This window comes from Streptomyces sp. NBC_00457, from assembly GCF_036014015.1.
In the GTDB taxonomy this organism is placed as follows: Bacteria; Actinomycetota; Actinomycetes; order Streptomycetales; family Streptomycetaceae; genus Streptomyces.
The window spans coordinates 6,293,421-6,320,376 of sequence record NZ_CP107905.1 but is presented as its reverse complement, the minus strand read 5'-3'; the positions used below and the strand labels follow the sequence as shown (position 1 = coordinate 6,320,376).

Annotated in this window: 23 protein-coding genes; 13 read left to right on the top strand and 10 right to left on the bottom strand. The window is 70.1% G+C overall.

Annotation, left to right across the window (positions count from 1 at the left end; translation table 11 throughout):
* Positions 1-19 precede the first annotated feature (19 nt).
* Complete coding sequence (locus tag OG828_RS28900) at positions 20-2,812, bottom strand: penicillin acylase family protein (RefSeq protein WP_328502773.1); 2,793 nt, start codon at positions 2,810-2,812, stop codon at positions 20-22.
* A gap of 253 nt (positions 2,813-3,065) precedes the next feature.
* Here OG828_RS28900 and OG828_RS28895 point away from each other — a divergent pair, with 253 nt between their 5' ends.
* The 6 genes from OG828_RS28895 to mscL all read left to right on the top strand — a co-directional run bounded on the left by OG828_RS28895 (position 3,066) and on the right by mscL (position 8,774).
* A complete protein-coding gene (locus OG828_RS28895; RefSeq protein ID WP_443060194.1) occupies positions 3,066-4,595 on the top strand; it encodes a potassium/proton antiporter in 1,530 nt (509 codons plus the stop codon).
* 231 nt (positions 4,596-4,826) lie between these two features.
* The gene (locus OG828_RS28890; RefSeq protein ID WP_328502772.1) at positions 4,827-6,119 is read left to right on the top strand and encodes an MFS transporter; all 1,293 of its coding nucleotides are present in this window, start codon (positions 4,827-4,829) and stop codon (positions 6,117-6,119) included.
* A gap of 67 nt (positions 6,120-6,186) precedes the next feature.
* Positions 6,187-6,513: an FmdB family zinc ribbon protein gene (locus tag OG828_RS28885; RefSeq protein ID WP_328362960.1), complete on the top strand. Its 327-nt coding sequence runs from the start codon at positions 6,187-6,189 to the stop codon at positions 6,511-6,513.
* A 106-nt stretch (positions 6,514-6,619) separates the two neighbouring features.
* Positions 6,620-7,453 carry an S-methyl-5'-thioadenosine phosphorylase gene (locus OG828_RS28880; RefSeq protein WP_328362957.1) on the top strand — a complete coding sequence of 278 codons (834 nt, stop codon included), beginning with the start codon at positions 6,620-6,622 and terminating at the stop codon, positions 7,451-7,453.
* Between the two features lie 169 nt (positions 7,454-7,622).
* Positions 7,623-8,177 carry a hypothetical protein gene (locus OG828_RS28875; RefSeq protein WP_328502771.1) on the top strand — a complete coding sequence of 185 codons (555 nt, stop codon included), beginning with the start codon at positions 7,623-7,625 and terminating at the stop codon, positions 8,175-8,177.
* Positions 8,178-8,315: 138 nt separating this feature from the next.
* On the top strand, positions 8,316-8,774 hold the full coding sequence (mscL, locus tag OG828_RS28870) for a large conductance mechanosensitive channel protein MscL (RefSeq protein WP_328440180.1): 459 nt from the start codon (positions 8,316-8,318) through the stop codon (positions 8,772-8,774).
* An 82-nt stretch (positions 8,775-8,856) separates the two neighbouring features.
* Here mscL and OG828_RS28865 read toward each other — a convergent pair whose 3' ends face one another.
* Complete coding sequence (locus OG828_RS28865) at positions 8,857-9,039, bottom strand: hypothetical protein (protein WP_210576529.1); 183 nt, start codon at positions 9,037-9,039, stop codon at positions 8,857-8,859.
* 137 nt (positions 9,040-9,176) lie between these two features.
* On the opposite strand from OG828_RS28865, the gene OG828_RS28860 reads away from it, so the two are divergent.
* The 4 genes from OG828_RS28860 to OG828_RS28845 all read left to right on the top strand — a co-directional run bounded on the left by OG828_RS28860 (position 9,177) and on the right by OG828_RS28845 (position 13,824).
* A complete protein-coding gene (locus OG828_RS28860; protein WP_328362946.1) occupies positions 9,177-10,415 on the top strand; it encodes a low temperature requirement protein A in 1,239 nt (412 codons plus the stop codon).
* 40 nt (positions 10,416-10,455) lie between these two features.
* Positions 10,456-11,481 carry a P1 family peptidase gene (locus OG828_RS28855; protein ID WP_328502770.1) on the top strand — a complete coding sequence of 342 codons (1,026 nt, stop codon included), beginning with the start codon at positions 10,456-10,458 and terminating at the stop codon, positions 11,479-11,481.
* A 174-nt stretch (positions 11,482-11,655) separates the two neighbouring features.
* The gene (locus OG828_RS28850; protein WP_328502769.1) at positions 11,656-12,891 is read left to right on the top strand and encodes a L,D-transpeptidase; all 1,236 of its coding nucleotides are present in this window, start codon (positions 11,656-11,658) and stop codon (positions 12,889-12,891) included.
* Positions 12,892-13,077: 186 nt separating this feature from the next.
* On the top strand, positions 13,078-13,824 hold the full coding sequence (locus tag OG828_RS28845) for a DUF6227 family protein (RefSeq protein ID WP_328362940.1): 747 nt from the start codon (positions 13,078-13,080) through the stop codon (positions 13,822-13,824).
* Between the two features lie 103 nt (positions 13,825-13,927).
* On the opposite strand, the gene OG828_RS28840 is transcribed toward OG828_RS28845, so the two are convergent.
* The 4 genes from OG828_RS28840 to OG828_RS28825 form a co-directional block, all read right to left on the bottom strand.
* Positions 13,928-16,033: a PTS fructose transporter subunit IIABC gene (locus tag OG828_RS28840; protein ID WP_328502768.1), complete on the bottom strand. Its 2,106-nt coding sequence runs from the start codon at positions 16,031-16,033 to the stop codon at positions 13,928-13,930.
* 358 nt (positions 16,034-16,391) lie between these two features.
* Positions 16,392-17,339 carry a 1-phosphofructokinase gene (gene pfkB, locus OG828_RS28835; RefSeq protein WP_328502767.1) on the bottom strand — a complete coding sequence of 316 codons (948 nt, stop codon included), beginning with the start codon at positions 17,337-17,339 and terminating at the stop codon, positions 16,392-16,394.
* A complete protein-coding gene (locus OG828_RS28830; protein ID WP_210576535.1) occupies positions 17,336-18,097 on the bottom strand; it encodes a DeoR/GlpR family DNA-binding transcription regulator in 762 nt (253 codons plus the stop codon). The genes pfkB and OG828_RS28830 overlap by 4 nt, the downstream gene beginning before the upstream one ends.
* A gap of 172 nt (positions 18,098-18,269) precedes the next feature.
* On the bottom strand, positions 18,270-19,784 hold the full coding sequence (locus tag OG828_RS28825; RefSeq protein ID WP_328502766.1) for an MFS transporter: 1,515 nt from the start codon (positions 19,782-19,784) through the stop codon (positions 18,270-18,272).
* Positions 19,785-19,846: 62 nt separating this feature from the next.
* Here OG828_RS28825 and OG828_RS28820 point away from each other — a divergent pair, with 62 nt between their 5' ends.
* Entirely contained in the window at positions 19,847-20,812 is a 966-nt protein-coding gene (locus OG828_RS28820) for a helix-turn-helix transcriptional regulator (RefSeq protein WP_328502765.1), read from the top strand.
* Between the two features lie 64 nt (positions 20,813-20,876).
* On the opposite strand, the gene OG828_RS28815 is transcribed toward OG828_RS28820, so the two are convergent.
* Entirely contained in the window at positions 20,877-21,479 is a 603-nt protein-coding gene (locus tag OG828_RS28815) for a TetR/AcrR family transcriptional regulator (protein WP_328442423.1), read from the bottom strand.
* 485 nt (positions 21,480-21,964) lie between these two features.
* On the bottom strand, positions 21,965-22,960 hold the full coding sequence (locus OG828_RS28810; protein WP_328362927.1) for a sigma-70 family RNA polymerase sigma factor: 996 nt from the start codon (positions 22,958-22,960) through the stop codon (positions 21,965-21,967).
* A 196-nt stretch (positions 22,961-23,156) separates the two neighbouring features.
* On the opposite strand from OG828_RS28810, the gene OG828_RS28805 reads away from it, so the two are divergent.
* The gene (locus OG828_RS28805; RefSeq protein WP_328502764.1) at positions 23,157-23,675 is read left to right on the top strand and encodes a GNAT family N-acetyltransferase; all 519 of its coding nucleotides are present in this window, start codon (positions 23,157-23,159) and stop codon (positions 23,673-23,675) included.
* A gap of 34 nt (positions 23,676-23,709) precedes the next feature.
* Here OG828_RS28805 and OG828_RS28800 read toward each other — a convergent pair whose 3' ends face one another.
* Positions 23,710-24,501, bottom strand: coding sequence for a dioxygenase family protein (locus tag OG828_RS28800; protein ID WP_328362923.1), 792 nt, complete (start codon positions 24,499-24,501; stop codon positions 23,710-23,712).
* A 130-nt stretch (positions 24,502-24,631) separates the two neighbouring features.
* On the opposite strand from OG828_RS28800, the gene OG828_RS28795 reads away from it, so the two are divergent.
* Positions 24,632-25,159, top strand: coding sequence for a MarR family winged helix-turn-helix transcriptional regulator (locus tag OG828_RS28795; protein ID WP_328502763.1), 528 nt, complete (start codon positions 24,632-24,634; stop codon positions 25,157-25,159).
* A gap of 215 nt (positions 25,160-25,374) precedes the next feature.
* On the opposite strand, the gene OG828_RS28790 is transcribed toward OG828_RS28795, so the two are convergent.
* Positions 25,375-26,916: an MFS transporter gene (locus OG828_RS28790; RefSeq protein ID WP_328362919.1), complete on the bottom strand. Its 1,542-nt coding sequence runs from the start codon at positions 26,914-26,916 to the stop codon at positions 25,375-25,377.
* Positions 26,917-26,956 lie beyond the last annotated feature (40 nt).

Below are 26,956 nucleotides of genomic sequence, written 5' to 3'. Positions count from 1 at the left end.
GGAGGGGCATTTCAGTGCCTCAGGGCTTCAGCACCAGCGTGTCACTGGTGTTCTCCTCGACCGCCTTGTCCGAGAACGACCAGTCCAGCAGTTCGCCCTTGGCCCATTTGTTCGTCTGGTCGGTGTAGTGGGAGCTGTAGGCATGCCCTGACGCGCCGGTGAGGTTGATCCACTTCGACTTGTCGAGGTCGCCGAGGTTGACCACCATGCGCATCGACGGCACCCAGATGACGCCGTAGCCGCCGGCGGCGTTCCAGCCGGTCGCGTTGACCGTCGCCTCGCCGCCGCTGAGCCTCCAGGGGCCGCGGTTGAGGGCGTATTGGAGGAAGCCGGGGCCTTCGGTGCCCAGGGTCTGGTTCTTCAGGAACAGGCGGTGCAGCCGGCCCCAGTTCCAGGTGTCGATGTCCTTGCCGAGCTTGGCGGTCAGCTCCCAGCGGGCGTCGATCATGGCGCGCTCGAACAGCTTGTCGCGGTTGTCGGCGGCCGGGCGGGTGCCTGAGCGGGGTGTCTTCCACCAGTCGCTGTCCGGGTCGTCCATGAGATTGCGCACGACCTCGAACCAGCGGTCACCGCCGTCCGGCTGTGCCTGGTCGGCTTCGCGCTGGCCGCACTCGCGCACCTTCTCGGTCTCGTCCGCGGGCCCGGTGGTGTTGACCGGGTCGACCCACAGGCACTGGCCCTCGACGCGCAGTTCCTTGGGCAGTTTGTTGCCGAAGGCGAGCTTGAGGATGTTGCGCCAGACCGAGTTGAAGTAGGCGGCCGCCGCCGAGTCGGCGTCCTGGGTGTAGTCCCAGCCCTCGAGGAGCTTCTGGGCCTCGCGGACGTCCTTGTCGGCGAGGTTGAGCTTCAGCAGCTGGGGCACGAGCAGCTTGGCGATCTCGCTGCTGTTGTCGAGCTGCATCTGGCGCATGTCGTCGGTGGAGATCTTGCCGCCGTCGTCGATCTTCGACTGGATCAGATCGGTGATCCGCTGGCTGCGGGCGCCGTAACCCCAGTCCGTGGTCAGCGTGTAGGGGTACTCCTGATCGACGACGGCCTGGTTGGCGGTGACGATGTAACCGCGCTGCGGGTTGAGCTCAAAGGGCAGTTCGTCCTGGTCGAGGTAGCCGGTCCACTGGTACGTGGAGTCCCAGCCCGGCGCCGGGAACCTGCCGTCGTCGCCCTTCTCGCGCGCGGGGATCTTTCCGGGCAGCGTGTAGCCGATGTTGCCCTGGGTGTCGGCGTAGACCAGGTTCTGCGAGGGCACCTCGAACAGCGCGGCCGCCTCGCGGAAGTCGTTCCAGTCGGCGGCCTTGTTCATGGCGAAGACGGCGTCCATGGTGGTGCCCGCGTCCAGGGCGGTCCAGCGCAGGGAGATGCCGTAGCCGTCCCCGCGGTCGGGGGCCGCGGCGTCGACGGTGGCCTTCTTGCCGACCTTCACCAGCTCGTCGTCGCGGTCGGACAGCAGGGGCATCCCCTGCAGGGTCTCTCCGCCCTCGGTCTTCTCGTCCTGGGTCTCCCGGACGATGATCTTCTTCGATGCGCCGCCGGCGACCTTGATGGTCTCCTCGCGCGAGGAGAACGGCTTGACCTTGCCGTTGTACAGGTAGCCGTTGCCGGTGAGTTTCTGCAGGTAGAGGTCGGTGACGTCGACGCCGGAGTTGGTCATGCCCCAGGAGATGTTCTGGTTGTGGCCGATGACGACGCCGGGCATGCCCGCGAAGGTGTAGCCGCTGACGTCGTACTGGCACTTGCTGGAGACGGAGCGGCAGTGCAGGCCCATCTGGTACCAGACGGACGGCAGCGAGGCCGACAGGTGCGGGTCGTTGGCCAGCAGCGGCTTGCCGGTGATGGTGTGCCTGCCGGCGACGACCCAGGCGTTGGAGCCGATGCCGTTGCCGTTCACGCCGACGGCCGTGGGGAGGTCGTCGAGGACGTCGTAGAGGCCCGTCAGCTGGGTCTGGAGGGCCGAGGAGGCCGTGTCCGAGGAGGACTGGCCCGTCGTGCCGCCCGTGGACGTTCCTGAGGTGCCGCTCGCGCTGTCGCTCTGCTCGAAGGTCTCCGTGAGGTCGTCGTACTGGCCGTCCTGGACGATCGGCTTGTTCCGGCCGTACGGGTAGTCCGGGTACAGGTCCTCGATCTGCTTGGGGCCCAGGCGGCTGGTCATCAGGGCGCGGTCGATCTCGTCCTGCATGTTGCCGCGCAGGTCCCAGGCCATCGCCTTCAGCCAGGCCACCGAGTCGACCGGGGTCCACTTCTCGGGCTTGTAGTCGTTGCTGAACCCGAGCGCCGCGTACTCCAGGGAGATTTCCTCGCCTTCCTTGCCCTCCAGGTAGGCGTTGACTCCCTTGGCGTATGCCTGGAGGTACTTCTTCGTGGCGGGCGACAGCTTGGTGTCGTACTCCTCTTTCGCCACACGGTCCCAGCCGAGGGTGCGCAGGAATTCGTCGTTGTCGACCTGGCCCTTGCCGAACATCTCCGAGAGGCGCCCGGAGGTCATGTGCCGGCGTACGTCCATCTCGTAGAACCGGTCCTGCGCCTGGACGTAGCCCTGCGCCATGAACAGGTCCTCGTCGGAGGAGGCGTAGATCTGCGGGATGCCGTTGCCGTCACGCTTGACGTCGACCGGTGCCGAGATGCCGTCGAGCGAGATTGAACCCTTGGTCTGCGGGAAGGAGGCGCGGACGGTGCTGATGGACCAGTACCCGCCGTAGCCGACGCCTCCGACGAGGGCCAGCACGAGGACGAGGACGATCAGACGGGCTTTGCGCCCCTTCTTCCTCCGAGACTTGCCGGGCTGCTGACCCGATGAGGCGGTGGTATTGGGGGGCATCGCTGTCCTTGCTGTCCTTACGCGAGCGGCAGGGCCGGCTGTCCTTTTGAATGAGCGCTGGAGCAACCATAGGCGCAGGGCCCGGCGCCCCTTGACGCGGAGTGGGCAACCGGGACGGACGGGCGTTCGATCTCACCCCCGGAACGTCAAGAAATCGTCAAGAGTTAGGTAAGGTAACGAAGTACCTGGACGCGAAGCACCGTGCCTTCGTGTCAGATGTACATGAGCCCACGCCCACGCGCGCGTGCCGTGTGTGAGCCAGGAAAGGGAACGGCCGCTGACAGTCCACGATCTCAACGAACTTCTGCTCGTCTGCTCGCTCGTCCTGCTCGTCGCCGTCGCAGCGGTCCGGATCTCCTCGCGCAGCGGGCTCCCCGGCCTGCTCGTCTACCTGGGCATCGGCGTCCTCATGGGCCAGGACGGCATCGGCGACATCCACTTCAACGATGCCGAGCTGACGCAGGTGATCGGCTATGCGGCGCTGGTCGTGATCCTCGCCGAGGGCGGCCTCGGCACGAAGTGGAAAGAGGTCAAGCCCGCCCTGCCGGCCGCCACCATGCTGGCGCTCGTCGGGGTCGCGGTCAGCGTCGGGATCACGGCGACGGCCGCGCACCATCTCATCGGTCTTGAGTGGCGTCAGGCACTGATCATCGGCGCGATCGTGTCGTCCACGGACGCGGCGGCCGTCTTCTCCGTGCTGCGGAAAATCCCCCTCCCCGCGCGCGTGACGGGCACGCTGGAGGCCGAGTCCGGCTTCAACGACGCTCCCGTGGTCATCCTGGTGCTGGCCTTCTCCACGGCCGGACCGATCGAGCACTGGTACGTGCTGGTCGGCGAGATACTCCTGGAGCTGGCCATCGGCGCCGCCATCGGTCTCGCGGTGGGCTGGCTGGGCGCCTGGGGGCTCAGGCACGTGGCGCTGCCCGCCTCCGGCCTCTACCCGATCGCCGTCATCGCCATCGCCGTCACGGCGTACGCGGCGGGCGCCATGGTCCACGGCAGCGGGTTCCTCGGTGTCTACCTCGCCGCGATGGTCATGGGCAACGCGAAGCTGCCGCACTGGCCCGCCACCCGCGGGTTCGCCGACGGGCTCGGCTGGATCGCGCAGATCGGCATGTTCGTCCTGCTCGGCCTGCTGGTCACCCCGCACGAGCTGGGCGACGACATCGTGCCCGCGCTGGTCATCGGGCTGGTGCTGACCGTGGTCGCGCGTCCGCTGAGCGTGGTGCTGTGCCTGGTGCCGTTCCGGGTGCCGTGGACGGAGCAGGCGCTGATGTCCTGGGCCGGGCTGCGCGGCGCCGTGCCCATCATCCTGGCGACGATCCCCATGGTGGAGGGCGTCGAGGCCAGCCGCCGTATCTTCAACATCGTCTTCGTCCTGGTCGTCGTCTACACCTTGATCCAGGGGCCGACGCTGCCGTGGCTGGCCCGCAAGCTGCATCTGGGCAAGGAGGCCGAGGCCGCCGACCTCGGCATCGAGTCGGCGCCGCTGGAGCGGCTGCGCGGGCATCTGCTGTCCCTGTCGATCCCCGAGGGGTCGAAGATGCACGGCGTGGAGATCAACGAGCTACGGCTGCCGGCGGGGGCCGCCGTCACGCTTGTCGTACGCGACGGGAAATCGTTCGTTCCGCTGCCGACGACCGTGCTGCGACGCGGGGACGAACTGCTCGTGGTCGCCACCGACCCCGTCCGGGACGCGGCGGAGCGGCGGCTGCGTGCGGTGGGGCACGGCGGCAAGCTGGCCGGATGGCTGGGGACCAACGGCGACAACAATCACAGGTGAACGCCACCATGGTGCTCACTTTCACAGGTGCGCCAGTCACTGATCCCTGTACGATGAAGGCGCACTTTGATCGAACCACCTCTGTCTGACGCAGAGCTGGCGCGACCGTATGGCGGCCGTGACGCCCCCGCAGTGGGCGCCGGTATCTACCGCAGTTCCGCGCAAGAGGACAGCTCTCGGCGCCGCCCCCACCCGCGGGGCGCGCTACCAGGCGGCAGAAAGGCACGGACCGTGGCATCCACGGTCACCACCGAGCCGTCGAAGAACTCGCCGGCCTCCTCCCGCCCGGGCTACGGGCAACTGCTGCGCACCCGCGGCGCCTGGACGTTCCTGCTCCCCGCCTTCGCGGCACGCCAGCCGTTCGCGATGCTCACCCTCTCCATCGTGCTGCTCGTGCAGCACACCACCGGCTCGTACGCCGCCGCGGGCGCCGTCGCGGCGGCCACCGGCGTCTCCATGGCCGTGTTCGCGCCCTACAGCGGGCGCCTCGCGGACCGCTACGGACAGCGCGCCGTGCTGATCCCCGGCGTGCTCGTGCACACGCTGTCGGGCCTGACCCTGACGGCCCTCGCGCTCACGGACGCCCCTCTGTGGGCGCTGTTCGCGGCGGCCGTCCCCACGGGTGCCTCCGTGCCGCAGATCGGGCCGATGGTGCGGGCCCGCTGGGGCGTGAAGCTCCAGGACTCGCCCCTGATGACGACCGCGGCGGCCTTCGAGTCCGTCACCGACGAGCTGACCTTCGTCGTGGGCCCGCTGCTGGCGACCGCCCTGTGCACCGCCGTCGACCCGGCCGCGGGCCTGGTGACCGAGGCGGCACTGACGCTCATCGGCGGTCTGCTGTTCGCGGCGCAGAAGAGCACACAGCCCCGCGTCTCGGTGAGCGGGCACGCGCGCGTGGAGCACGTTTCCGCGCTGCGCATCCCTGGAGTGCGGGTCCTGATCGTGACGTTCCTCGGCATCGGCGCCGTCTTCGGCGGGATGCAGGTCTCGCTGGCCGCGTTCAGCGAGTCGATCGGCGAACCCGGCCTGAACGGCGTCCTGTACGGCGTCTTCGCCGCGGGCAACATGCTCTCCGGCCTCGTCTGCGGCGCGATCGCCTGGAAGGTCGCCCCGCAGCGCCGCCTCCTGGTGGCGTACGGGGCGCTCGCCCTGACGGCCTCCGGCCTGTGGGCCGCGCAGTCCGTGCTCGTCCTCGCGGGCCTCGGCCTTCTCGTGGGCATGTGCATCGCGCCCGCGCTGATCACCGGCTACACACTGGTCGAGGGCCTGGTCCCGGCCGGCGCCCGCACCGAGGCCTTCACCTGGCTCACCGGCGCGGTGGCCCTCGGACAGGCGGCGGCCGTCACGGTCGCCGGACAACTCGAGGACCGCTTCTGGGACGGTGCCGGATTCCTCGTGCCGATGGGCGGCACCGTGCTCGCCCTGGCGACGCTTCTCGCACTGCGCTCGAGGCTGGCGACGCGGCCCCGCAGCCGCACCGTCGCACGTGGCGTCGGTCACCGCACACCGGTCGCAGTGGACTGATCCCGCGGAATACGTCACTATGGTTCGTCGTTAGCACTCATCGAGTGAGAGTGCCAGGAGGAAGACAGTGCCCACCTACCAGTACCAGTGCACCGAGTGCGGCGAGGGCCTCGAGGCGGTGCAGAAGTTCACCGACGACGCCCTGACCGAGTGCCCCAGCTGCCAGGGCCGCCTCAAGAAGGTGTTCTCCGCGGTCGGCATCGTCTTCAAGGGCTCCGGCTTCTACCGCAACGACAGCCGCGGCTCCTCGTCGAGCAGTGCCCCGGCGTCGTCCAAGCCGTCGACGTCCTCCTCGGACTCCTCGACCACGTCGTCGTCCTCGGACACGAAGTCGTCGAGCACCGGCACCTCGTCGAGTTCCGGCACCTCGTCCAGCAGCAGCTCCGCCGCGTAGGCGCGCAAGCCTCGCTCACCGGACCCTGTCGTCGTACGACGACAGGGTTTCCGGCATTTCCGGAGCCCCTCTCAGCGCCCGGCCGGGGCCAGCTAGTGTGCTGGTCATGGCCAACGCAGAGATCGGTGTAATCGGGGGCTCCGGCTTCTATTCGTTCCTCGACGACGTGACCGAGATCCAGGTGGACACCCCTTACGGTGCGCCCAGCGACTCGCTCTTCCTCGGCGAGATCGCCGGGCGGCGGGTCGCCTTCCTGCCCCGTCACGGACGCGGCCACCATCTGCCGCCGCACCGCATCAACTACCGGGCCAACCTGTGGGCACTGCGGTCGGTCGGCGTACGTCAGGTCCTCGGCCCGTGCGCGGTGGGCGGCCTGCGCCCCGAATACGGACCCGGCACGCTGCTCGTGCCGGATCAGCTGGTCGACCGTACGAAGTCCCGGGCGGGGTCGTACTTCGACGGCTTTCCGCTGCCCGACGGCACCGTGCCGAACGTGGTGCATGTGTCCCTGGCCGACCCCTACTGCCCCACCGGACGGACGGCGGCGCTGAAGGCGGCGCGAGGGCGCGACTGGGAGGCGGTGGACGGCGGCACGCTGGTGGTGATCGAGGGGCCACGCTTCTCGACCCGTGCCGAATCGTTGTGGCACCGGGCGCAGGGCTGGTCCGTGGTGGGCATGACCGGGCACCCCGAGGCGGCACTGGCCCGTGAACTCGAGCTCTGCTACTCGTCGTTGACCCTGGTCACCGACCTCGACGCGGGCGCCGAGACCGGCGAGGGCGTCTCCCACGACGAGGTTCTGCGGGTGTTCGCGGCGAATGTGGACCGGCTGCGGGGCGTGCTGTTCGACGCCGTCGCCGCGCTGCCCGCCACCGAGGAGCGGGACTGCCTGTGCACGACGGCGCTGGGCGGGATGGATCCGGGGTTCGAGCTGCCGTAGCGGAGGGCGCAGTCTGATCAAGGGGACGGGCGGAAGGGCGGAACTTCCCGTTCGGGTGAGGGAGTTGTCCACAACCGGCCAGTAGCGCACGGGCCTCAGCGAGCGGCGGCGCGAAGCCTCATCGTGGCGTGGAAAGCCGATTCCTCGTCACGCACAGGTGGTGGTCCGCATGGCCTTCATGCCCTCGTCCTTGTCTTCGTCCTCTCCTTCTCCAGTTTCGCCTCGTCCGCTCGGCACCGACGCTCCCGCCACCTGCGAGGTGCCGCACTTCGCTCCCGTCCGGGTGCGCGGCGGTCGCTGTCAACTGCGCCGTCTTCTACGGCACCGGAGGCGGGCCGTGGCAGCCGGGCTCGCCGTCACCGCGGCGGCGCTCGTGGCCGCGGGCCCGCGGGAGTCCGACCGGGCGCGAGGGCACCCGGTGGCCGAACCGGTACGCCAACACCGCACAGTCGAGCGGGTGTCCGCGCCGGTGCGGATCGCCGACGGAGAGACGGTCAGGCTGCTGCGGCCCGGCGACCGGGTCGACGTCATCGCCGCCGAGGAGACCGCGACGGGCGGTGACGCGCGTGTGGTCGCGCGCGGGGCGCGGGTCACGAAGGTGCCCGAGCCTGTGGACTCCGCCGGTGAGAGCGGGGCGTTGGTCGTCCTGTCGGTACCGCGCTCCACGGCGGCGGGTCTCGCCGGCGCCAGTGCGACGGCGCGGCTGGCGGTGACGCTGTGCTGAGCCGGGTGGTTCGCCTTCTGCGCACGCTGATGTCAAGTCGCTCGTTCCAGCTACCCACCTGGACATGGCGGCCTCGGGCTGACGTAGGTTGCGGATCGTTTGATTCCACAGCCTGTGTGCGCGAGGAGAGGCTCCGCGGTGAGCGAGAAGAAGGAACCGAGCATCTGGGAGGGCTTCAAGGCCTTCCTGATGCGCGGGAACGTGGTCGACCTGGCGGTCGCGGTGGTCATCGGTGCCGCCTTCACCAACATCGTGAACGCGGTGGTGAAGGGGCTCATCAACCCGCTGGTCGGAGCGATCGGCACGAAGAACCTCGACAACTACAGCTCTTGTCTGAGCGACAACTGCGAGGGCGATCAGGGCATCCGGCTGCTGTGGGGCTCGGTCCTCGGCGCGACGCTGAGCTTTGTGATCACCGCGGCGGTCGTCTACTTCCTGATGGTGCTGCCGATGGCGAAGTACCTGGCCCGCCTGGAGGCCCGCCGGAAGGCGAAGGAGGGCACGCACGAGGTCATGGAGGTGACCGAGCTGGAGGTGCTCAAGGAGATCCGCGACGCCCTGGTCGCCCAGCGCGGCTCGGGTCACAACGAGCCGTAGCGGCAGCGGTCGGGGCGCGACGGGCGGTAGCCGCGGAGGTCCGGGAGGTCCGGCCGGCGAGGGCCTGCTGGACCCTCCGGACTCAGAGGTGGTGCGGCGGCTTCTCGTCCAGGAAGCGCTTGAGGTCGGCCGCGCTGCTGCCGTCGGCGCCGGGCCGCTCGCCCCAGCCGCGGTCCGTGTCGTCCGCGGACTGCTGGTCCAGCGGGTCGTCGAAGATCAGCGCGGGCTTCGGGGCGGGCTGCTCGGGGTCGGGGCCGGTGCTCATGCCTTCAGGGTACGGCCGCGGGCGGCCGCTCCCGCCCACATCTCGGCTGACCTGGTCTTTAACTGGCTCTCCGGGGCCCCCGGTGCTTCTGAGGCCTTCACAGGAATTTCGGCGGGTTATCTGCTGTGCTTGGACTCATGACGTCCAGCCCGACTCCGGCGCCCACCTCCCCCGGCCCGCCAGAACGCCGACGACCGCTGCGCAGGCTCACCGCCCGCGGTCGCGACGAGACGCACCGGGTCGCCACGCCACTGGAGCTCTTCTTCGACCTGTGCTTCGTCGTCGCCATCGCGCAGGCGGGCCTCCAACTGGTGCACGCCGTCGCCGAGGGGCATGCGGGCGAGGGGATCCTCTACTACGCGATGTCCTTCTTCGCCATCTGGTGGGCCTGGATGAACTTCACCTGGTTCGCCTCGGCGTACGACAACGACGACGTGCTCTACCGGGTCGTCACCCTGATCCAGATCGCGGGAGTCCTGGTCCTGGCGGCCGGGGTGTCCCGGGCCTTCGAGGACCACGACTTCCTGGTCGTCACCCTGGGTTACGTGATCATGCGGCTGGCCCTGGTGACACAGTGGCTGCGGGCCGCGCGGTCGGCCGACGGCCCGGAGAGAACGATGGCCCGGCGGTACGCCGGTGGGGTGCTGTTCTGCCAGATCGGCTGGCTGGCGCTGCTGGCCGTGCCGGACGACGCCCTGCCCTGGGGCTTCCTGGTCATGGCGATCCTGGAGATGTGCGTACCGCCGTACGCGGAGAGGGACTTCACCACGTCCTGGCATCCGCACCACATCTCCGAGCGCTACGGGCTGTTCACGATCATCGTGCTGGGCGAGACGATCGCGGCGGCCACGATCGGGGTGAAGACCGGCATCGACGAGAACGACGCGCTGGGCGAACTGGTGCCGATCGCCGCGGGCGGGCTGCTGATCATCTTCGCCGCCTGGTGGATCTACTTCGTGGTGCCGATCCACGGCCATCTGCGGACCAACGGGCAGGCGTTCCTGTGGGGGTACGGGCACTACCTGATCTTCGCGTCGGCGGCGGCGATCGGCGCCGGACTGGAGGTGGCGGTCGAGCAGTCCGTCGGCAAGGCGCACATCTCCACGCTGGCGGCGTCGGCCGCGGTGACACTGCCGGCGGCGCTGTATCTGCTGACGGTCTGGGCGCTGCATTCCCGCCACTTCAAGGTGGGCATCGCCCAGCAGCTGGTGCTGCCGACGGCGGCCCTGCTGGTGATCCTCTGCACCTTCCTGGGCGACTGGGCGGTCCTCGCGGCAGGCGTCGTGCTGGCGCTCACGGTGGCGACCGGGGAGACGATGACGGCGCGCCTGACGGCGCGGGAGCGCAAAGAAAGCACGCCGGCCTCGGCGGCGTGAACCGACCGCGAGGGCAGGCGCACGGGCGAGACTGGGTCACATGACAGTTGACGCATTGACGGACGTGGCCGGTGTGCGGGTAGGACACGCGACGCGTACCGGCGGCGGTTGGCTCACCGGCACCACGGTCGTGCTCGCCCCGGAGGGCGGGGCCGTCGCCGCGGTGGACGTGCGCGGCGGCGGGCCCGGCACCAAGGAGACCGACGCGCTGGACCCGCGCAACCTGGTGCGGAAGGTCGAGGCGATCGTGCTGACCGGGGGCAGCGCGTACGGGCTCGACGCGGCGTCCGGCGTGATGGCCTGGCTGGAGGAGCAGGGGCGCGGGGTGCGCGTGGGCGCCGATCCCACGCATGTCGTGCCGGTGGTGCCCGCCGCCTGCGTCTTCGATCTGGGGCGGGGCGGCGACTTCCGGGCCAGGCCGGACGCGGCCACCGGCCGGGCCGCCGTGGAGGCCGCCGCGGCGAGCGAGCTCGGCGCGCGGGTGGCGGAGGGATGCGTGGGCGCCGGCACGGGCGCCACGGTCGGTCCGGTCAAGGGCGGCATCGGCACCGCGAGCGCCGTCCTCGACTCCGGGATCACGGTCGCGGCGCTGGTGGTGGCGAACGCGGCGGGTTCGGCGGCGGATCCGGAAACGGGGGTGTTGTACGGGGAGTTGTTCCAGGGGCGGGTGAGCTATCCGGAGGCGCGGGTCCACGAGGCCGCGCATCGGCGGCTCGCCGAGATCGCGGCCAAGAACGCGCCCCCGCCGCTCAACACCACGCTCGCGGTAGTGGCCACGGACGCGGACCTGTCCAAGGCGCAGGCCCAGAAACTGGCCGGCACGGCGCACGACGGCATCGCGCGCGCCGTACGGCCGGTGCATCTGCTCAACGACGGGGACACGGTGTTCGCGCTGGCGACGGGAGAGCACGCCCTGGACGCCGAGCACCCGCTCGCCCTGAACGAGGTGCTCGCGGCGGGCGCGGACACGGTGACGCGGGCCATCGTGCGGGCCGTGCGTGCCGCCGAGTCGGTGGACGGGCCGGGCGGGACGTGGCCGTCGTACCGGGAGCTGTACGAGCGGTGACTCCGAGGGCCGTCCAAGAGGCGACTACGACAGCTGACTGAGAGGTAACTCACAAGCCTGTACGCGGAATTGTCCCGGTTCTGTCACGTGATGGCGTTCACGGCGCTCGGCGGGAACCCGACCGGGGGCCGACCCCCTCTTTCTCCACACACTGGAGCGGATCACGCACATCACATGAACCTGGAGCAGCTAGTGACAACGCCGGACATAGCAGCACGGCGCGCACTGGGGGCAAGTGCCGTCCTGATGGTCGGCGCCCTCACTCTCACCGCGTGCGGCGGCAGCGCGAACGCGAGCAACGACGGCAAGGGCGGCGAGGGCAACCCGAAGACGTCCGTCGCGAAGATCGTCATCTCGGCGAAGGACGGCTCGACGAGCGCGTCGATCAACACGACCGGCGTGAAGGTGAGCGGCGGCAAGCTGACCGACGTGAAGATGACGGTCGCGGGCGTGGGGACGGCCGTACCGGGAGAGATGTCCGCGGACGGCTCGGTCTGGAAGCCGAAGGAGCAGCTGGAGCGGGGGACGAAGTACCAGATATCGGCGACCGCCAAGGACTCGAAGGGCAAGACGGCCGCCGCCAACTCCATCTTCACGACGGTCAGTTCGGCGAACAGCTTCATCGGGACGTACACGCCGGACAACGGGAAGACGGTCGGCGTCGGGATGCCGGTGTCGTTCAACTTCGACAAGGTGATCAGCGACAAGAAGGCCGTGCAGTCGCACATCTCCGTGACATCGAGCAGCGGGCAGAAGGTGGTCGGGCACTGGTTCGGGGCGCAGCGACTCGACTTCCGGCCCGAGGAGTACTGGAAGGCCGGTTCCAAGGTCACGATGAAGATCGACCTGGACGGCGTGGAGGGCGCGAACGGCGTCTACGGGGTGCAGAAGAAGACGGTCACGTTCACGATCGGCCGGTCGCAGGTCTCCACGGTCGACGTCAACACGCAGACCATGACGGTCGTACGGGACGGCAAGACGATCAAGTCCGTGCCGATCTCGGCGGGCAGCGCTCAGAACACCACGTACAACGGGCAGATGGTGATCTCGGAGAAGTTCACGCAGACGCGCATGGACGGCACGACGGTCGGCTTCGGCGGCGAGTACGACATCCCGGACGTGCCGCACGCGATGCGACTGACCACGTCGGGCACCTTCATCCACGGCAATTACTGGTACAACAAGGGCAATCCGCCCTTCGGGCGTGAGGGCACCAGTCACGGCTGCGTCGGTCTCGCGGATGTGCAGGGCGCGCAGGGAGACACCCAGGCCAAGTGGTTCTACGACAACTCGCTGGTCGGGGACGTGGTGATCGTGAAGAACTCCCCCGACAAGACGGTGGCACCGGACAACGGGCTCAACGGCTGGAACATGCCGTGGAGCCAGTGGCTCGCGGGAAGTGCCGGCTGAGCGCGTCGGGCGGCACAAGTTGTCGCTGACCAGCAAGCTTTGACGGACCATCGGGCCGCGTGGGAACTTCCCGCGCGGCCCACGCGTTTTCCGTGCGCACGTTTTCTCGGTTCCCGGACATGATGTCCGACCGAGGGGCTACGGTATGCACCCACAAGGTGACATGCAGCAACGCCGGGAGAAACCTTGAGCGTTCCGTACGAGACGGCAGCGTACGAACCACACGAGTCGCCCGAGTCTCCGGAGGAGCACCTCGCGCGGCTCCTCGGCCGTGCCCTGAACTCCTTCGAGCTGCCCGACGAGACGATACGGCGACTCGACTGCGCGCTGGCGCACGACAGTTCGCTGCACTCCGCGCACCACAGCGCGGGACTGCACCGCGAGACGTACCGGCACACCTGGCTGCTCGCCGACGGCTCCGCGCTCACCCTCTGGGAACTCGTCCACAACACCGCCCCGGGCCGCGACCCGCAGCACGAGGTGTACGTCGACGAGGAGGAGCTGCGCGCCGCCACCGCCCGGCTGCCGCTGCCTGCGGACCCCCCGGACTTCGAACTGCCGGTGACGGTGCAGCTGTCCCCGATCCCGGTGCCCCGGCACGCGTACATGCACGACGACTCGGCGGACCACGCGCGCCGGCTGCTGCGCCGCGCGGAGAACCCGGACCGGCCGGGGGCGGACACGGCCGCGCTGCTGACCACGGCCTTCGCGTACCAGATCACGCAGGCCTTCGGCCGCCCGTGCCGGGCGGGACGCGTCGCGCTGTGCTTCTCGCTCTACGAACACGCCTTCCTGTTGCGCGACGGCGAGGAGATCTCCCTCTGGGAGGTCGAGCACACGGCGACGCCGGACGGGCGGCACATGTGCGAGGTCTACGTCACCGAGGACGCGGCCCGCGACGCGATGGAGCGGCGGGCGGCGCGGGTCTCCTAGTCTCCTAAGGCACGAGCGGAGATGCGGTCGGCCGCGAGCCTCCGGAGAGGACCGCGGCCGACCGCATCTGCCATGTGCGCCGTGTCCCGCCGCTACACCACCGTCACGCCGCCACCGGCTGCTTCGCCTCCGCCGGTGCCGTGGGCGAGCCCGCTGCCTCGGCGGTCACCGTGCCCGGGACCGTCCTGCGCAGGCCCTTGAGGATGATCACCAGGCCGGTCGTGACGCCCACGCCCGCGGCGATGGCGACCAGGAAGAGGAACGGGTTGCCGATCAGCGGGACCACGAAGATGCCGCCGTGCGGGGCGCGCAGCGTGGCGTCGAAGGCCATCGACAGGGCGCCGGTGACGGCGCCGCCCGCCATCGACGCCGGGATCACGCGCAGCGGGTCGGCCGCGGCGAACGGGATCGCGCCCTCGGAGATGAAGGAGGCGCCGAGGACCCAGGCGGCCTTGCCGTTCTCGCGCTCGGTCGGGGTGAAGAGCTTCGCGCGCACGGTCGTCGCCAGCGCCATGGCCAGCGGCGGAACCATACCGGCCGCCATCACGGCCGCCATGATCTTCATCGCGGAGTCACTGGGGCTCGCGACCGCGATGCCGGCCGTGGCGAAGGTGTACGCGACCTTGTTGACGGGGCCGCCGAGGTCGAAGCACATCATCAGGCCGAGCAGGGCGCCGAGCAGGATGGCGTTGGCGCCGGAGAGCCCGTTCAGCCAGTCGGTCATGCCCTTCTGAGCCTCGGCGATGGGCTTGCCGATCACCACGAACATCAGGAAGCCGACGATCGCCGAGGAGATCAGCGGGATCACCACGACCGGCATGATGCCGCGCACCGCCGGGTGGATCTTGACCTTCTGGATGGCCATCACCACGCCACCGGCGATCAGACCGGCGGCCAGACCGCCGAGGAAGCCCGCGTTGATGGTGAGGGAGATCGCACCGCCCACGAAGCCGGGCACCAGGCCCGGCCGGTCGGCCATGCCGTAGGCGATGTAGCCGGCCAGGACCGGGACGAGGAACTGGAAGGCCACGCCGCCGATCTGGAAGAGCAGTGCGCCCCAGCTGTCGACCTGGCCCCAGTCGAAGTGCTCCATGACCGACGGCGCCTTGTTGACCTCCCAGCCGCCGATCGCGAAGCCGAGGGCGATCAGCAGACCGCCGGCGGCGACGAACGGGACCATGTAACTCACACCGGACATCAGCCACTTGCGCAGCTTGGTGCCATAGCCCTCGCCGGAGTCACCGGCGCGGTCCACCGGCGTGCCCGCGCCGGAGGACGCCGCCGCGGTCTTCTCACCGCGCGCCGCCTTCCCGCGCACCTCGGTGATCAGCTCGCCGGGCCGGTTGATGCCCGCCTTCACACCGACGTCGACGGTCGGCTTGCCGGCGAAGCGGTCCTTCTCCCGTACGGGTACGTCGTGGGCGAAGATCACGCCGTCCGCCGCCGCGATGACCGCCGGGTCGAGCCGGGTGAAGCCGGCCGAGCCCTGCGGCTCGACGACGACCTCGACGCCCGCCTCGCGGCCCGCGTTCTCCAGCGACTCGGCCGCCATGTAGGTGTGCGCGATGCCGGTGGGGCAGGAGGTGACGGCGACGATACGGAAGGGGCGCTCGCCGGAGTCGGACGACGTGCCCGGCTCCGTGCTGACCGCTGCGGCGCCGACGGAGGCCGCCCCCGGCGCCGCAGCGGTGTCTTCGGAGGCGCTCTCAGCGCCCTGCGCACCCCGCACGCCCTCGGACGCGCCCTCCGCACCGCTCGCCGCCGGCACCTCGTCCCCGCGGATCAGCGCCGCCGCGGACACCGCGTCGCCCACCGACCGGAGCGCGTCCGTGAACTCGGTGTTCATCAGCTGCCGGGCCAGCGACGACAGGATCGTCAGGTGGGCGTCGTCGGCGCCGGCCGGCGCGGCGATCAGGAAGATCAGGTCGGCCGGGCCGTCCGCCGCACCGAAGTCGATGCCGTCGGCGCTGCGCCCGAAGGCGAGCGTCGGCTCGGTGACGTGCTCGCTGCGGCAGTGCGGGATGCCGATGCCGCCGTCGAGGCCGGTCGGCATCTGCGCCTCGCGGGCGGCCACGTCGGCGAGGAAGCCCTCGAGGTCGGTCACCCGGCCCTGGGCGACCATGCGCTCGGCGAGGGCTCGGGCCGCCGCTTCCTTGGTGTCGGCGGACAGGTCGAGATCGACCAGGTCCGCGGTGATCATGTCGCTCATCGCGGGCTCCTTCGCACGCGTATCGCCCGGGGACTGCGGTGGGCGCTTCTGGGGACGGGGGTGCTGTGGGGGGCTTCGGGGGGTGCGGAGGCGGGGCCGGGGAAACCCCGCCTCCGCCGGTCGGCAGAGCGGCTCAGGATGCCCTGCCGACCGTCGGCCGCGGCGAGTAACGGGGCGCTTCGCCGCTTCAAGGCCGGTCCATGGGGTGTCGCCGATGACGCCAAAGCCGTAGCCCTAGCTCTAGCCGTAGCCGCAGCCGCAGACGTAGCCATAGCCATAGCCATAGCCATAGCCGCCATCGTCATCAAAGTCACCAATGCATCAAAAGCCGTGAGCGGCATGAAAGATGTCACATCGGTCATGACACCGGCTCCTTCAGTACACGGTCCACCGGCACCTCGGCCGTGACCGTCACCGCGGCCGGGTCCAAGTCGCCCGGGGTCGGCATCACGCTGCCGGGCAGCTGGACGGCGGCAGCACCGTGTGCGACGGCGGAGGCGAGGGCCTCCGGGCCGCTGCCGCCGGCGATCAGGAACCCGGCGAGCGAGGAGTCTCCGGCGCCCACGTTGGAGCGCACGGCGACCACGTTCGCGCTGCCGAACCAGGCGCCCGCGCCGTCCACGAGCAGTTGCCCGTCCGCGCCCAGGCTCGCCAGCACGGCCCGCGCGCCCATCTCGCGCAACTCCTCGGCCGCCTTCACCGCGTCGCCCACCGTCGCCAGCGGGCGTCCGACGGCCTCCGCGAGTTCCTCGGCGTTCGGCTTCACGACGTCGGGCCGCTCACGCAGCGCCGCCAGCAACGCGGGTCCGGAGGTGTCCAGCGCGATCCGTGCGCCCACGGCGTGCGCCCGCGCGACCAGCTCGGCGTACCACGAGGGCGCGAGCCCCCGCGGCAGGCTTCCGCAGCACGCGATCCACGCGGCGTCCTGCGACTGCCGGCGCACCGTCTCGAAGAGCAGCTCCTGCTCCTCGGCCGACAGCTCCGGACCCGGTGCGTTGATCTTCGTGAGCACCCCGTCCGACTCCGCGAGCGCGATGTTCGAGCGGGTGGGCCCGGCGACCGGGACCGGCGCCACCTCGATGCCCTGCGCGTCCAGCAGATCCGCCACGAGTGCGCCCGGCGCACCACCCAGGGGCAGCACCGCCACCGTGCGCTGCCCGGCTGCCGTGACGGCCCGCGAGACGTTCACGCCCTTGCCGCCGGGGTCCATGCGCTCGCCGGTGGCGCGGATGACCTCGCCGCGCTCCAGCGAGGGGACCTCATAGGTGCGGTCGAGGGACGGGTTGGGGGTGACGGTGAGGATCATGCGCGCACTACTTCCGTGCCGCCGCGCTCGATCGCGGTGGCGTCTTCGGGGCTCAGCCCGCTGTCGGTGATCAGCAGGTCCACATCGCTCAGGTCGCCGAACCGGGCGAAGTGCTCCTGGCCGTGCTTGGAGGAGTCGGCGAGCAGCACCACGCGGCGGGCGGCGGCGAGGGCCGCGCGCTTGACCGCGGCCTCGGCGAGGTCGGGGGTGGTCAGACCGTGGTCGGCGGAGAAGCCGTTGGCCGCCACGAAGAGGACGTCCGCCCGGATCTCGCCGTACGCGCGCAGCGCCCAGGCGTCCACAGCGGCGCGCGTACGGTGCCGTACGCGCCCCCCGACGAGATGGAGCTGCATGCCCGGGTGGTCGGCGAGGCGGGCCGCGATCGGCAGGCTGTGCGTGACGACGGTGAGGGACGCCTCCAGCGGGATGGCCGCGGCGAGCCGCGCCACCGTCGTGCCGGCGTCGAGGATCATCGTGCCCTCGGTCGGCAGCTCGGCGAGGGCCGCCTTGGCGATGTTGTCCTTCTCGTCGGCCGCGGTGGTCTCGCGCTCGGCGAGGTCCGGCTCGAAGTCGAGGCGTCCGGCCGGAATGGCCCCGCCGTGCACCCGGCGGACCAGGCCGGCGCGGTCGAGGGCCTTCAGATCGCGCCGGATCGTCTCCGCCGTGACCTGGAACTCCTCGGCCAGCGACACCACGTCCACGCGCCCGCCGTCACGGGCGAGGCGGAGGATCTCCTGCTGCCGCTCCGGTGCGTACATGCCCGTTCACCTCCGACTCATGCCCGAACTTGTGGTTTCAGTCGGGAGGCTACGCCCGGATTTCCGGAAAGTAAACAGGGTCGGACGTCATCCGGGCATGAACGGACTTCCGGGCACGACAGGAGGGCTCGGCGCCACCAGCGGCACCGAGCCCTCCGACAAGCTCCCCGGCTCAGGACACGAGCTCAGGCTCCCGCTCCGTCACCCGCACCTCGGCCTCCGCCCCCTCCACATGCTGAGCCGGCCGCTTCGGCAGCGCGAACATCAGCAGGAAGATCGCGCCCATCACCAGGGCCACCCACCCCAGCGCGTACTGGAAGGCGTCCACGAACGCCGGGCCCACCTCGGCCGGCGCCAGCCGCTCGCTGATCCGGCCGAAGAACACGACGGACACCAGCCCGAGCCCCAGCGCGTTCCCCATCTGCATCACGGTGTTGATCAGCCCGGACGCGGAACCGGCATGCTCGCGCGGCACCTCCGACAGCACGGCGTCGGTCAGCGGGGCGAAGATCAGGCCCATGCCCGCGCCCATCACGATCAGGGGCAGCGCCATCTGCCACGAGGCGATCCCGAGGCCGTACCGCTCGGACTCCCACAGGTAGAGCAGGACACCCGCCGCCATCGTCAGCGCGCCTGCCTGCAGCACCTTGCGCCCGAAGCGCGGGACGAGCTTCTGCACCGACAGCCCGGCCGCCACCGACACCGCGATCGAGAACGGCACGCCCGTCAGCCCCGCCCGCAGCGGGCTCCAGCCCAGCCCGGTCTGCATGTACAGCGTCCACACCAGGAAGAAGACACCGAGCCCGATCCCGAACACCGTCTGCACGGCGATACCGGCCGCGAAGCTCTTCACCTTGAACAGCGACAGCTCGACCAGCGGGGAGCCGTCCCGCGCGGCCTTCCGCTTCTCGTACGCCACCAGCGCCGCGAACACGACGAGCGCGCCCGCCATCGACACGTGCCCCCACAGCGGCCAGCCCAGCTCACGGCCGCGGGTCAGCGGGTAGAGCAGCATCAGCAGACCCAGTGTCACCAGGCCGACGCCGACGAGGTCGAGCTTCAGCGCCCGCGGTGCCCTGGACTCGGTGATGAAGCGGCTGCCGAGGATCAGACCGACGATGCCGACCGGCAGGTTGATCAGGAAGATGGGCCGCCATTCGAGCCCGAACAGGTTCCACTCGGTCAGCAGCGCACCCAGCAGCGGACCGGAGACGGCCCCCAGACCCACGATCGCGCCGAACAGCCCGAACACCTTGCCCCGCTCGTGCGCCGGGAACGTCGCGTGCACGATCGACAGCACCTGCGGCACCATCAGCGCCGCCATCGCGCCCTGCAGGATCCGCGCGGCGACCAGCATCTCCGCGTTCGCCGCGAAGCCGCACAGCGCCGACGCGAGCGTGAAGCCGCCGATGCCGACGAGGAACACCCGCTTGCGGCCGTGAATGTCGCCGAGCCGTCCGCCGGTGATCAGGCCCGCGGCGAAGGCGAGCGCGTAACCGGCCGTTATCCACTGGATCTGGCTCCAGGAGGCGCCGGCTTCCTGCCGGATCGACGGGATGGCGATGTTGACGATCGTGACGTCGACGAGGTCCATGAAGGCCGCGGTCATCACGATCGCGAGGGCGAACCAACGGCGACGGTCTGCCGGAGCGGCCGGCCCGTGCGGTGAGGTCTCGGTGGAAGTCATGGCCTCAAGTTAGAACCGCACTAGGTCAGATCATGTCCTAGTTCTGCGGCATCCTCGAACTCATGACGACAGACACTCCGGCCCGGCTCCTCCAACTGCTCTCCCTGCTCCAGACGCCCCGCGAATGGCCCGGCGGCGAGCTCGCCGACCGGCTCGGCGTCTCCCGCCGCACGGTCCGCAGGGACGTCGACCGGCTGCGCGAACTGGGCTATCCGGTACAGGCGACCATGGGCGCCGACGGCGGCTACCGGCTGGTCGCGGGCAAGGCGATGCCGCCGCTCGTCCTCGACGACGAGGAGGCGGTGGCGATCGCGGTCGGGCTGCGGGCCGGCGCGGGGCACGCGCTGGAAGGGGTCGACGAGGCCTCCGTACGGGCCCTGGCCAAGCTGGAGCAGGTGCTGCCGTCCCGGCTGCGGCACCGCGTCTCCACCCTCCAGGCCGCGACCACACCGCTGACCAGCGGCGACGGGGCGAGCATCGCGCCCGAGACGCTCACCGTGATGGCGTCGAGCGTCGCCGGGCGGGAGCGGCTGCGGTTCGCCTACCGGGCGAAGGACGGAACCGAGTCGCGACGGCTGACCGAGCCGTACCGGCTGGTGTCGACGGGACGCCGCTGGTACCTCGTCGCCTACGACCTCGATCGCGCCGACTGGCGTACGTTCCGCGTCGACCGCGTCAGCGAGCCCTTCGCCACCGGCGCGCGGTTCGCTCCGCGGGAGCTGCCGACAGGGAGCGCGGCGGAGTATCTGCGGCAGTCGATCCGAGGGCAGCAGGACACCTACGCGTTCACGGTCACATTCGCCGGCTCCGCCGAGACGGTGGGCCCACGGCTGCCGGCCTGGCTCGGGGCACCCGAGCCGCTGGGCACGGACCGGTGCCGGCTGCGGGCCACCACGAGCGATCCGGTGGAGTGGCTGGCGGTACGGCTAGCGATGCTCGGGATCGACTTCACGGTGCAGGCACCCACCGAACTAGTGGAGTGCGTACGGGAGTTGGGCAGCCGGTTGAGCCGAGCGGCCGGGGAGTGAAGCGCCCGAAGGGGCGCGGGGAACTGCGCGACCAGCCACAACGAACCCGCAGACAAACGACGACCTACCCCTCGCCCCAAAACTCCCGCACCGCCGCCAAGTTCCGCAACGCCAACGCGGCCGGCCCCTCCGGCCCCGTCGCCGGCGCCTCCCCCGACGCCCAGGACTCGACCGCCACGCGCACCGCCGCATCGGCGACGGCAGCGGCGTAACGGAGTTCGGGGGACATCACAGCGCCCTCGGCAACGTTGTCGTCACCGCCCGCAACCCCGCCCCGCTCCCCCAGCACCACAGCCATCGACGTCTCCGACGCCAGACACACCTCGCCCCAAACCTTCCGCAACGCGGGGCTGGTCATGGCCAGGCGGACCAGCGTGCGGACCCACTCCCAGGACGCGGCGGAGACCGCCGTACCCGGCGTCAGGGTGTGGCGTACGGCGTGTTCCAGGGCCTCGGGGAGCGGCAGTTCGGGGGGAGCCTCCCGCACCGCCTCGGCCCAGCGCTGGGCGCCCATGATGTAGAGCGGGGCGACGGCCTCCTCCTTGGTCGCGAAGTAGCGATAGAAGGTGCGGGGAGCGATGCCCGCGGCCTGGGCGATGTCCTCGGCGCGGGTGGCCCGCAGGCCCTGGGTGACGAAGAGACGGGCCGCCGCCCTGGCGATCTCCATCCGGGTCTCCGCCTTGCGGCGCTCGGTCAGCGACATCGGCGCGGACCCGGAGGGCGCCGCGGAGGCGCCCCGGTTCTGTGCGGGGGTGGGACTGCTCACACTCGGCAGGCTATGCCCCTGTGACACAATCTGCCATTCGGCGGGCCACCCCGTGGTTCAGGTACGGGGTGGCCTGCCCTCCAGCATGCCCTGGCAGGGGGAGGCCGGGGCAGAGCCGGGCCCCGGCGCCCGGGGGGAGGGGCACCGGAACCCGGCTCGGGGAGAGTCCCGGCGCCGGGGGGAGGGCGTCGGGACTTGGTTCAAAGGGGGTCGCTGGTCTTGTTCCCGCGCCCCCACGGGTTGAAGCGGCGTTAAACACGCCATGTTTGCGCGGTCTTCCGCCACCAGCGCACGCGCCTGCCGAGGCCGTACGCCGCCCGGCGCACGCAGCTTCCCACGCGCGCCGGACCCGAAACAGTCTCTCCTACAGGTCTCTTACAGGTCTCTTACGCCGCCGCGTCGAACCCGGTGTCCCGGGCCAGCTTCTTCAGCTCCATCAGGGCGTGCTTCTCGATCTGCCGGATCCGCTCGCGCGTGAGGCCGTGCTCCTTGCCGACCTCGGTCAGCGTGCGCTCCCGGCCGTCCTCGATGCCGTACCGCATCTTGATGATCGAGGCGGTGCGCTGGTCGAGGCGGCTGATCAGGTCTTCCAGGCCCTCGCTGCGCAGCAGCGTCAGCACCGACTGCTCGGGCGAGACCGCGGAGGTGTCCTCCAGCAGGTCGCCGAACTGGGTGTCGCCGTCGTCGTCCACCGACATGTTGAGCGAGACCGGGTCACGGGCCCAGTCCAGGACGTCCGTCACGCGCTCCGGCGTCGAGCCGAGCTCGGCGGCGATCTCGGCGGGCTCCGGCTCGCGGCCGTTCTCCCGGTTGAACTCGCGCTGGATGCGGCGGATCCGGCCCAGCTCCTCCACCAGGTGGACGGGCAGCCGGATGGTGCGGGACTGGTCGGCTATCGAGCGGGTGATGGCCTGGCGGATCCACCAGGTCGCGTACGTCGAGAACTTGAAGCCCTTGCGGTAGTCGAACTTCTCCACCGCGCGCACCAAGCCGGCGTTGCCCTCCTGGATGAGGTCCAGCAGGGGCAGGCCGCTGCGGGGGTAGCGGCGGGCCACGGCGACGACCAGGCGGAGGTTGGAGCGGATGAAGACGTCCTTGGCCCGCTCACCCTCGGCGATCAGTGCCTCGAGCTCCTCGCGGGTGGCGTCCACCTGGGACTCCGCCTCGCCGTCGAGGACCTGTCGCGCGAACACACCCGCCTCGATGGTCTGAGACAGCTCGACCTCCTTGGCGGCGTCGAGCAGCGGTGTGCGCGCGATCTCGTCGAGGTACATGCCGACCAGGTCGCGGTCGGCGATCTCGCCGCCGTGGGCGCGAACACTGCGTGCCGCGTCGGTCCCGCCCTTGGCGGACTGACGACGGGCGACGGCACCGGTTGCCATGCGTGCTCCCTTGCGATGGTGAGGTCAGCGGGTGGTTCTGCGGATGCCCGGTTCTACGCCTCGGGTGGCTCTTCGGTTCACTCCTCGGGTGCCCTGCATCCGATGGAAACAACGACTGGAATCAGGACAGAATTCCCAACCGGCCCCTCTATTTTTCTGATCATGCAGTACCCTGTGCCGCCACATAGGAGGCGTGATGTCGTCGGAACGTACAGAGGTGCAGGTCAGGCCGGGAGTCGAGGCTGATCTCGAAGCCCTCACCGACCTCTACAACCACTACGTACGTGAGACGCCCATCACATTTGACACGGCTGCCTTCACTCCGGAAGAGCGTCGTCCTTGGCTGCTCTCCCACCCTGAAGACGGCCCGTACCGGCTGAAGGTTGCCGCGGCGGTGGACTCACAGGAAATTCTGGGCTACGCCACATCCAGCCCTTACCGTGCGAAGCCCGCCTACGCGACCTCCGTCGAGGTCACGGTGTACGTCGCCCCCGGCGCGGGCGGCCGCGGCATCGGCACGCTCCTCTACAAGGCCCTCTTCGAGGCGCTGGCCGGCGAGGACCTGCACCGGGCCTACGCGGGCATCGCTCAGCCCAACGAAGCGTCCACGCGGCTGCATGAACGCTTCGGATTCCGGTACGTCGGCACGTACCGCGAGGTGGGCCGGAAGTTCGGGCGCTACTGGGACGTCGCCTGGTACGAGAAGGATCTGTAGGACACGTAGGCCGCGTAAGCCACTCGGACAGAGGTCACCCGAACTGAACGGACCGCTTCGCCATGCCCATCCAGAACCCGTCGATCACCGACTTCTGCGCGTCCAGCTCACCGGCCGCGTCCGCCGCGCCCAGCGTCACGAACAGCGGGGCGAAGTGCTCGGTGCGCGGATGGGCGTAGCGGCCGGCCGGGGCCTTGTTCAGGAAGTCCAGCAGGGAGTCCACGTCACGGGACTCCAGCGCGCTCCGGCCCCAGTCGTCGAACTCCGACGACCAGCGCGGCACTCCCCCGCCGGTGTGCCGCAGCGCGGCCAGGTTGTGGGTGAAGAAGCCGGAGCCGACGATCAGCACGCCCTCGTCGCGCAGCGGCGCGAGCGTGCGGCCGATCTCCATGAGCCGGACCGGGTCGAGGGTCGGCATGGAGACCTGCAGGACCGGGATGTCGGCCTCGGGGAACATCTCCACCAGCGGGACATAGGCGCCGTGATCGAGACCCCGGTCCGGCACGTCCTGCACGGGCATACCCGGCGCCCGCAGCAACTTCCGTACGGAATCGGCGAGTTCGGGGGCGCCCGGGGCGTCGTAGCGCACCTGGTAGTAGTGCTCGGGGAAGCCCCAGAAGTCGTAGACGAGCGGGACCGGTTCGGTGGCGCCGAGGGCGAGCGGGGCCTCCTCCCAGTGGGCGGAGACCATCAGGATCGCCTTGGGGCGCGGCAGGTCGGCGGACCAGGCGGCGAGTTCGCCGGGCCAGATCGGGTCGTCCGCGAGCGGCGGGGCGCCGTGACTGAGATACAGGGCGGGCATGCGCTCCTGAGTGGCGGCGGACATGATGGCGACTCCCTCCGACGAACTGCTGCGAACTCTGCTCGAAGCTGTTGCTTAAAATCTAAAGCATCTCTTCTGAATCCTACGCCTCGTTTGTTTAACCTTCAAGGAGAGCCCTCGTACAGTGGAATACATGAACACGGCACCCGCATCCACCGAAGCAGCGCCCGCAGCCGAGGAGCCCCGCTGGCTCACCGCTGACGAGCAGCGCACCTGGCGCTTCTACCTGCACGCCACCACGCTCCTCGAGGACCACCTCGACCGCCAGCTCCAGCGTGACGCGGGCATGCCGCACATCTACTACGGCCTGCTGGTCGCCCTTGCCGAGGCCCCCGACCGCCGGCTGCGGATGACCGAGCTGGCCATGAACGCGAAGATCACCCGGTCCCGGCTCTCCCACGCCATCGCGCGCCTGGAGAAGAACGGGTGGGTACGGCGGGAGGACTGCCCCTCCGACAAGCGGGGGCAGTTCGCGGTGCTGACGGAGGAGGGTGCGGGGGTGCTGCGCCGTACCGCGCCGGGTCATGTCGAGGCCGTGCGCCAGGCGCTGTTCGACCGGCTCACGCCGGAGCAGCAGAAGTCGCTCGGGGAGATCATGCAGATCATCGCGGAGGGGCTGCAGCCGGGCGAGGCGGGTGCGGATCTGCCGTGGCTTCGCTAAGGGCTCTGTAGTTCGTCGGCTGCGGGGCGGTGGGGGCTGGTCGCGCAGTTCCCCGCGCCCCTTACGGGGCGCTGCCGCTAAGGGCGTTGTCATAAAACGGTTCGGACCTGCCCCCGGCTCCGGTGCGCGGAGTCGGGGGCAGGTCCTGGGAGTCGTACGTACGAGAGCGTCCCCTCCCCCGTACGTACGAGTCGGTCCCGAAGGGTGTCGTCGGCTCAGTGGGCGACGACGGGTATCGCCACCTCATCCTCGACGCCTTCGGCCGATCCGGCCACCGCGGAGGTGTCGGGCTTGCCGGCGTTGACGAGGACCATGACGATGACCGCGGCGAGGACCAGCATGCCGACGGCGAACCAGATCGCGTTGGTGTAGCCGTGCACCTGGCCCTGCAGCTGGACCAGCTGCTGCTGGGAGCTGGAGGTCGCCGAGCCGATGTGGTCCGCGATGTAGGTGGTCGTGGCCGACGCGGCGATCGTGTTCAGCAGGGCCGTACCGATCGCGCCGCCCACCTGCTGCGAGGTGTTGACCATCGCGGAGGCGACACCGGAGTCCCGGGGCTCGACGCCCAGGGTGGCCAGGGACATGGCCGGCATGAAGGCCGTACCCATACCGAGGCCGAGCAGCAGCATCGCGGGCAGGATCGTCGAGTTGTACGACGAGCCGATCTCCAGCTGCGTCATCAGGAGCATGCCGATCGCGGCGACCAGGAAGCCGGGGCCCATCAGCATCCGCGCCGGGACGCGGGTCATCAGACGGGTACCGATCTGGGTCGAGCCGATCATCATGCCGACGATCATCGGCATGAAGGCGAAGCCGGTCTTGATCGGCGTGTAGCCCTTCACGATCTGCAGGTAGTAGGTGAGGAACAGGAACGTGCCGAACATCGCGATGATCGCGATACCGAGCGAGAGGTAGATCCCGCCGCGGTTGCGGTCGGTGATGACGCGCAGCGGCAGCAGCGGGGCCTTGACCTTGGCCTCGGTGATGACGAACGCGATCAGCAGCACCGCCGACGCGACGAACATGCCGACGGTCACCGAGTCGCCCCAGCCGTCGGACTCGGCGCGGGTGAAGCCGTAGACCAGCGCGACCAGGCCGAGGGTGGAGAGCAGGACGCCGGGGATGTCGAGCGGGTTGCGGTTGCGGCCGCCCTCCGGCTCACGGATGACGAAGTACGCGCCGAGCGCGGCGACGATCGCGAACGGGATGTTCACGAAGAACGTCCAGCGCCAGTCCATGTACTCGGTCAGCACACCGCCGAGGATGAAGCCCACGGCACCGCCACCACCGGCGATCGCGCCGTAGATGCCGAACGCCTTGGCGCGCTCCTTGGCGTCCGTGAACATCACGGCGAGCAGGGAGAGCGCGGCGGGCGCGAGCAGTGCGCCGAACACGCCCTGCAGGGCACGGGCGCCGAACATCATGGCCTCGTTGGTGGCGGCGCCGCCGAGCGCGGAGGCCCCGGCGAAGCCGATCAGACCGACGACGAAGGCGCGCTTCCGGCCCCACAGGTCGGCGACCCGGCCACCGAACAGCAGCAGTCCGCCGAAGGCGAGGGCGTAGGCCGTGACGACCCACTGCCGGTTGCCGTCGGAGATGCCCAGGTCCTGCTGGGCGGAGGGCAGCGCGATGTTCACGATGGTCGCGTCGAGCACGACCATCAGCTGGGCGAGCGCGATGAAGACGAGCGCTTTCCAGCGGTTGGCGTCGCCGGACGTGGCCGGGGCGCCGGGAGCCTTTGAGGCTGTTTCAGACATGGGGATACCCACTTCGGGACTTCGGGACGGAAAAACGGTG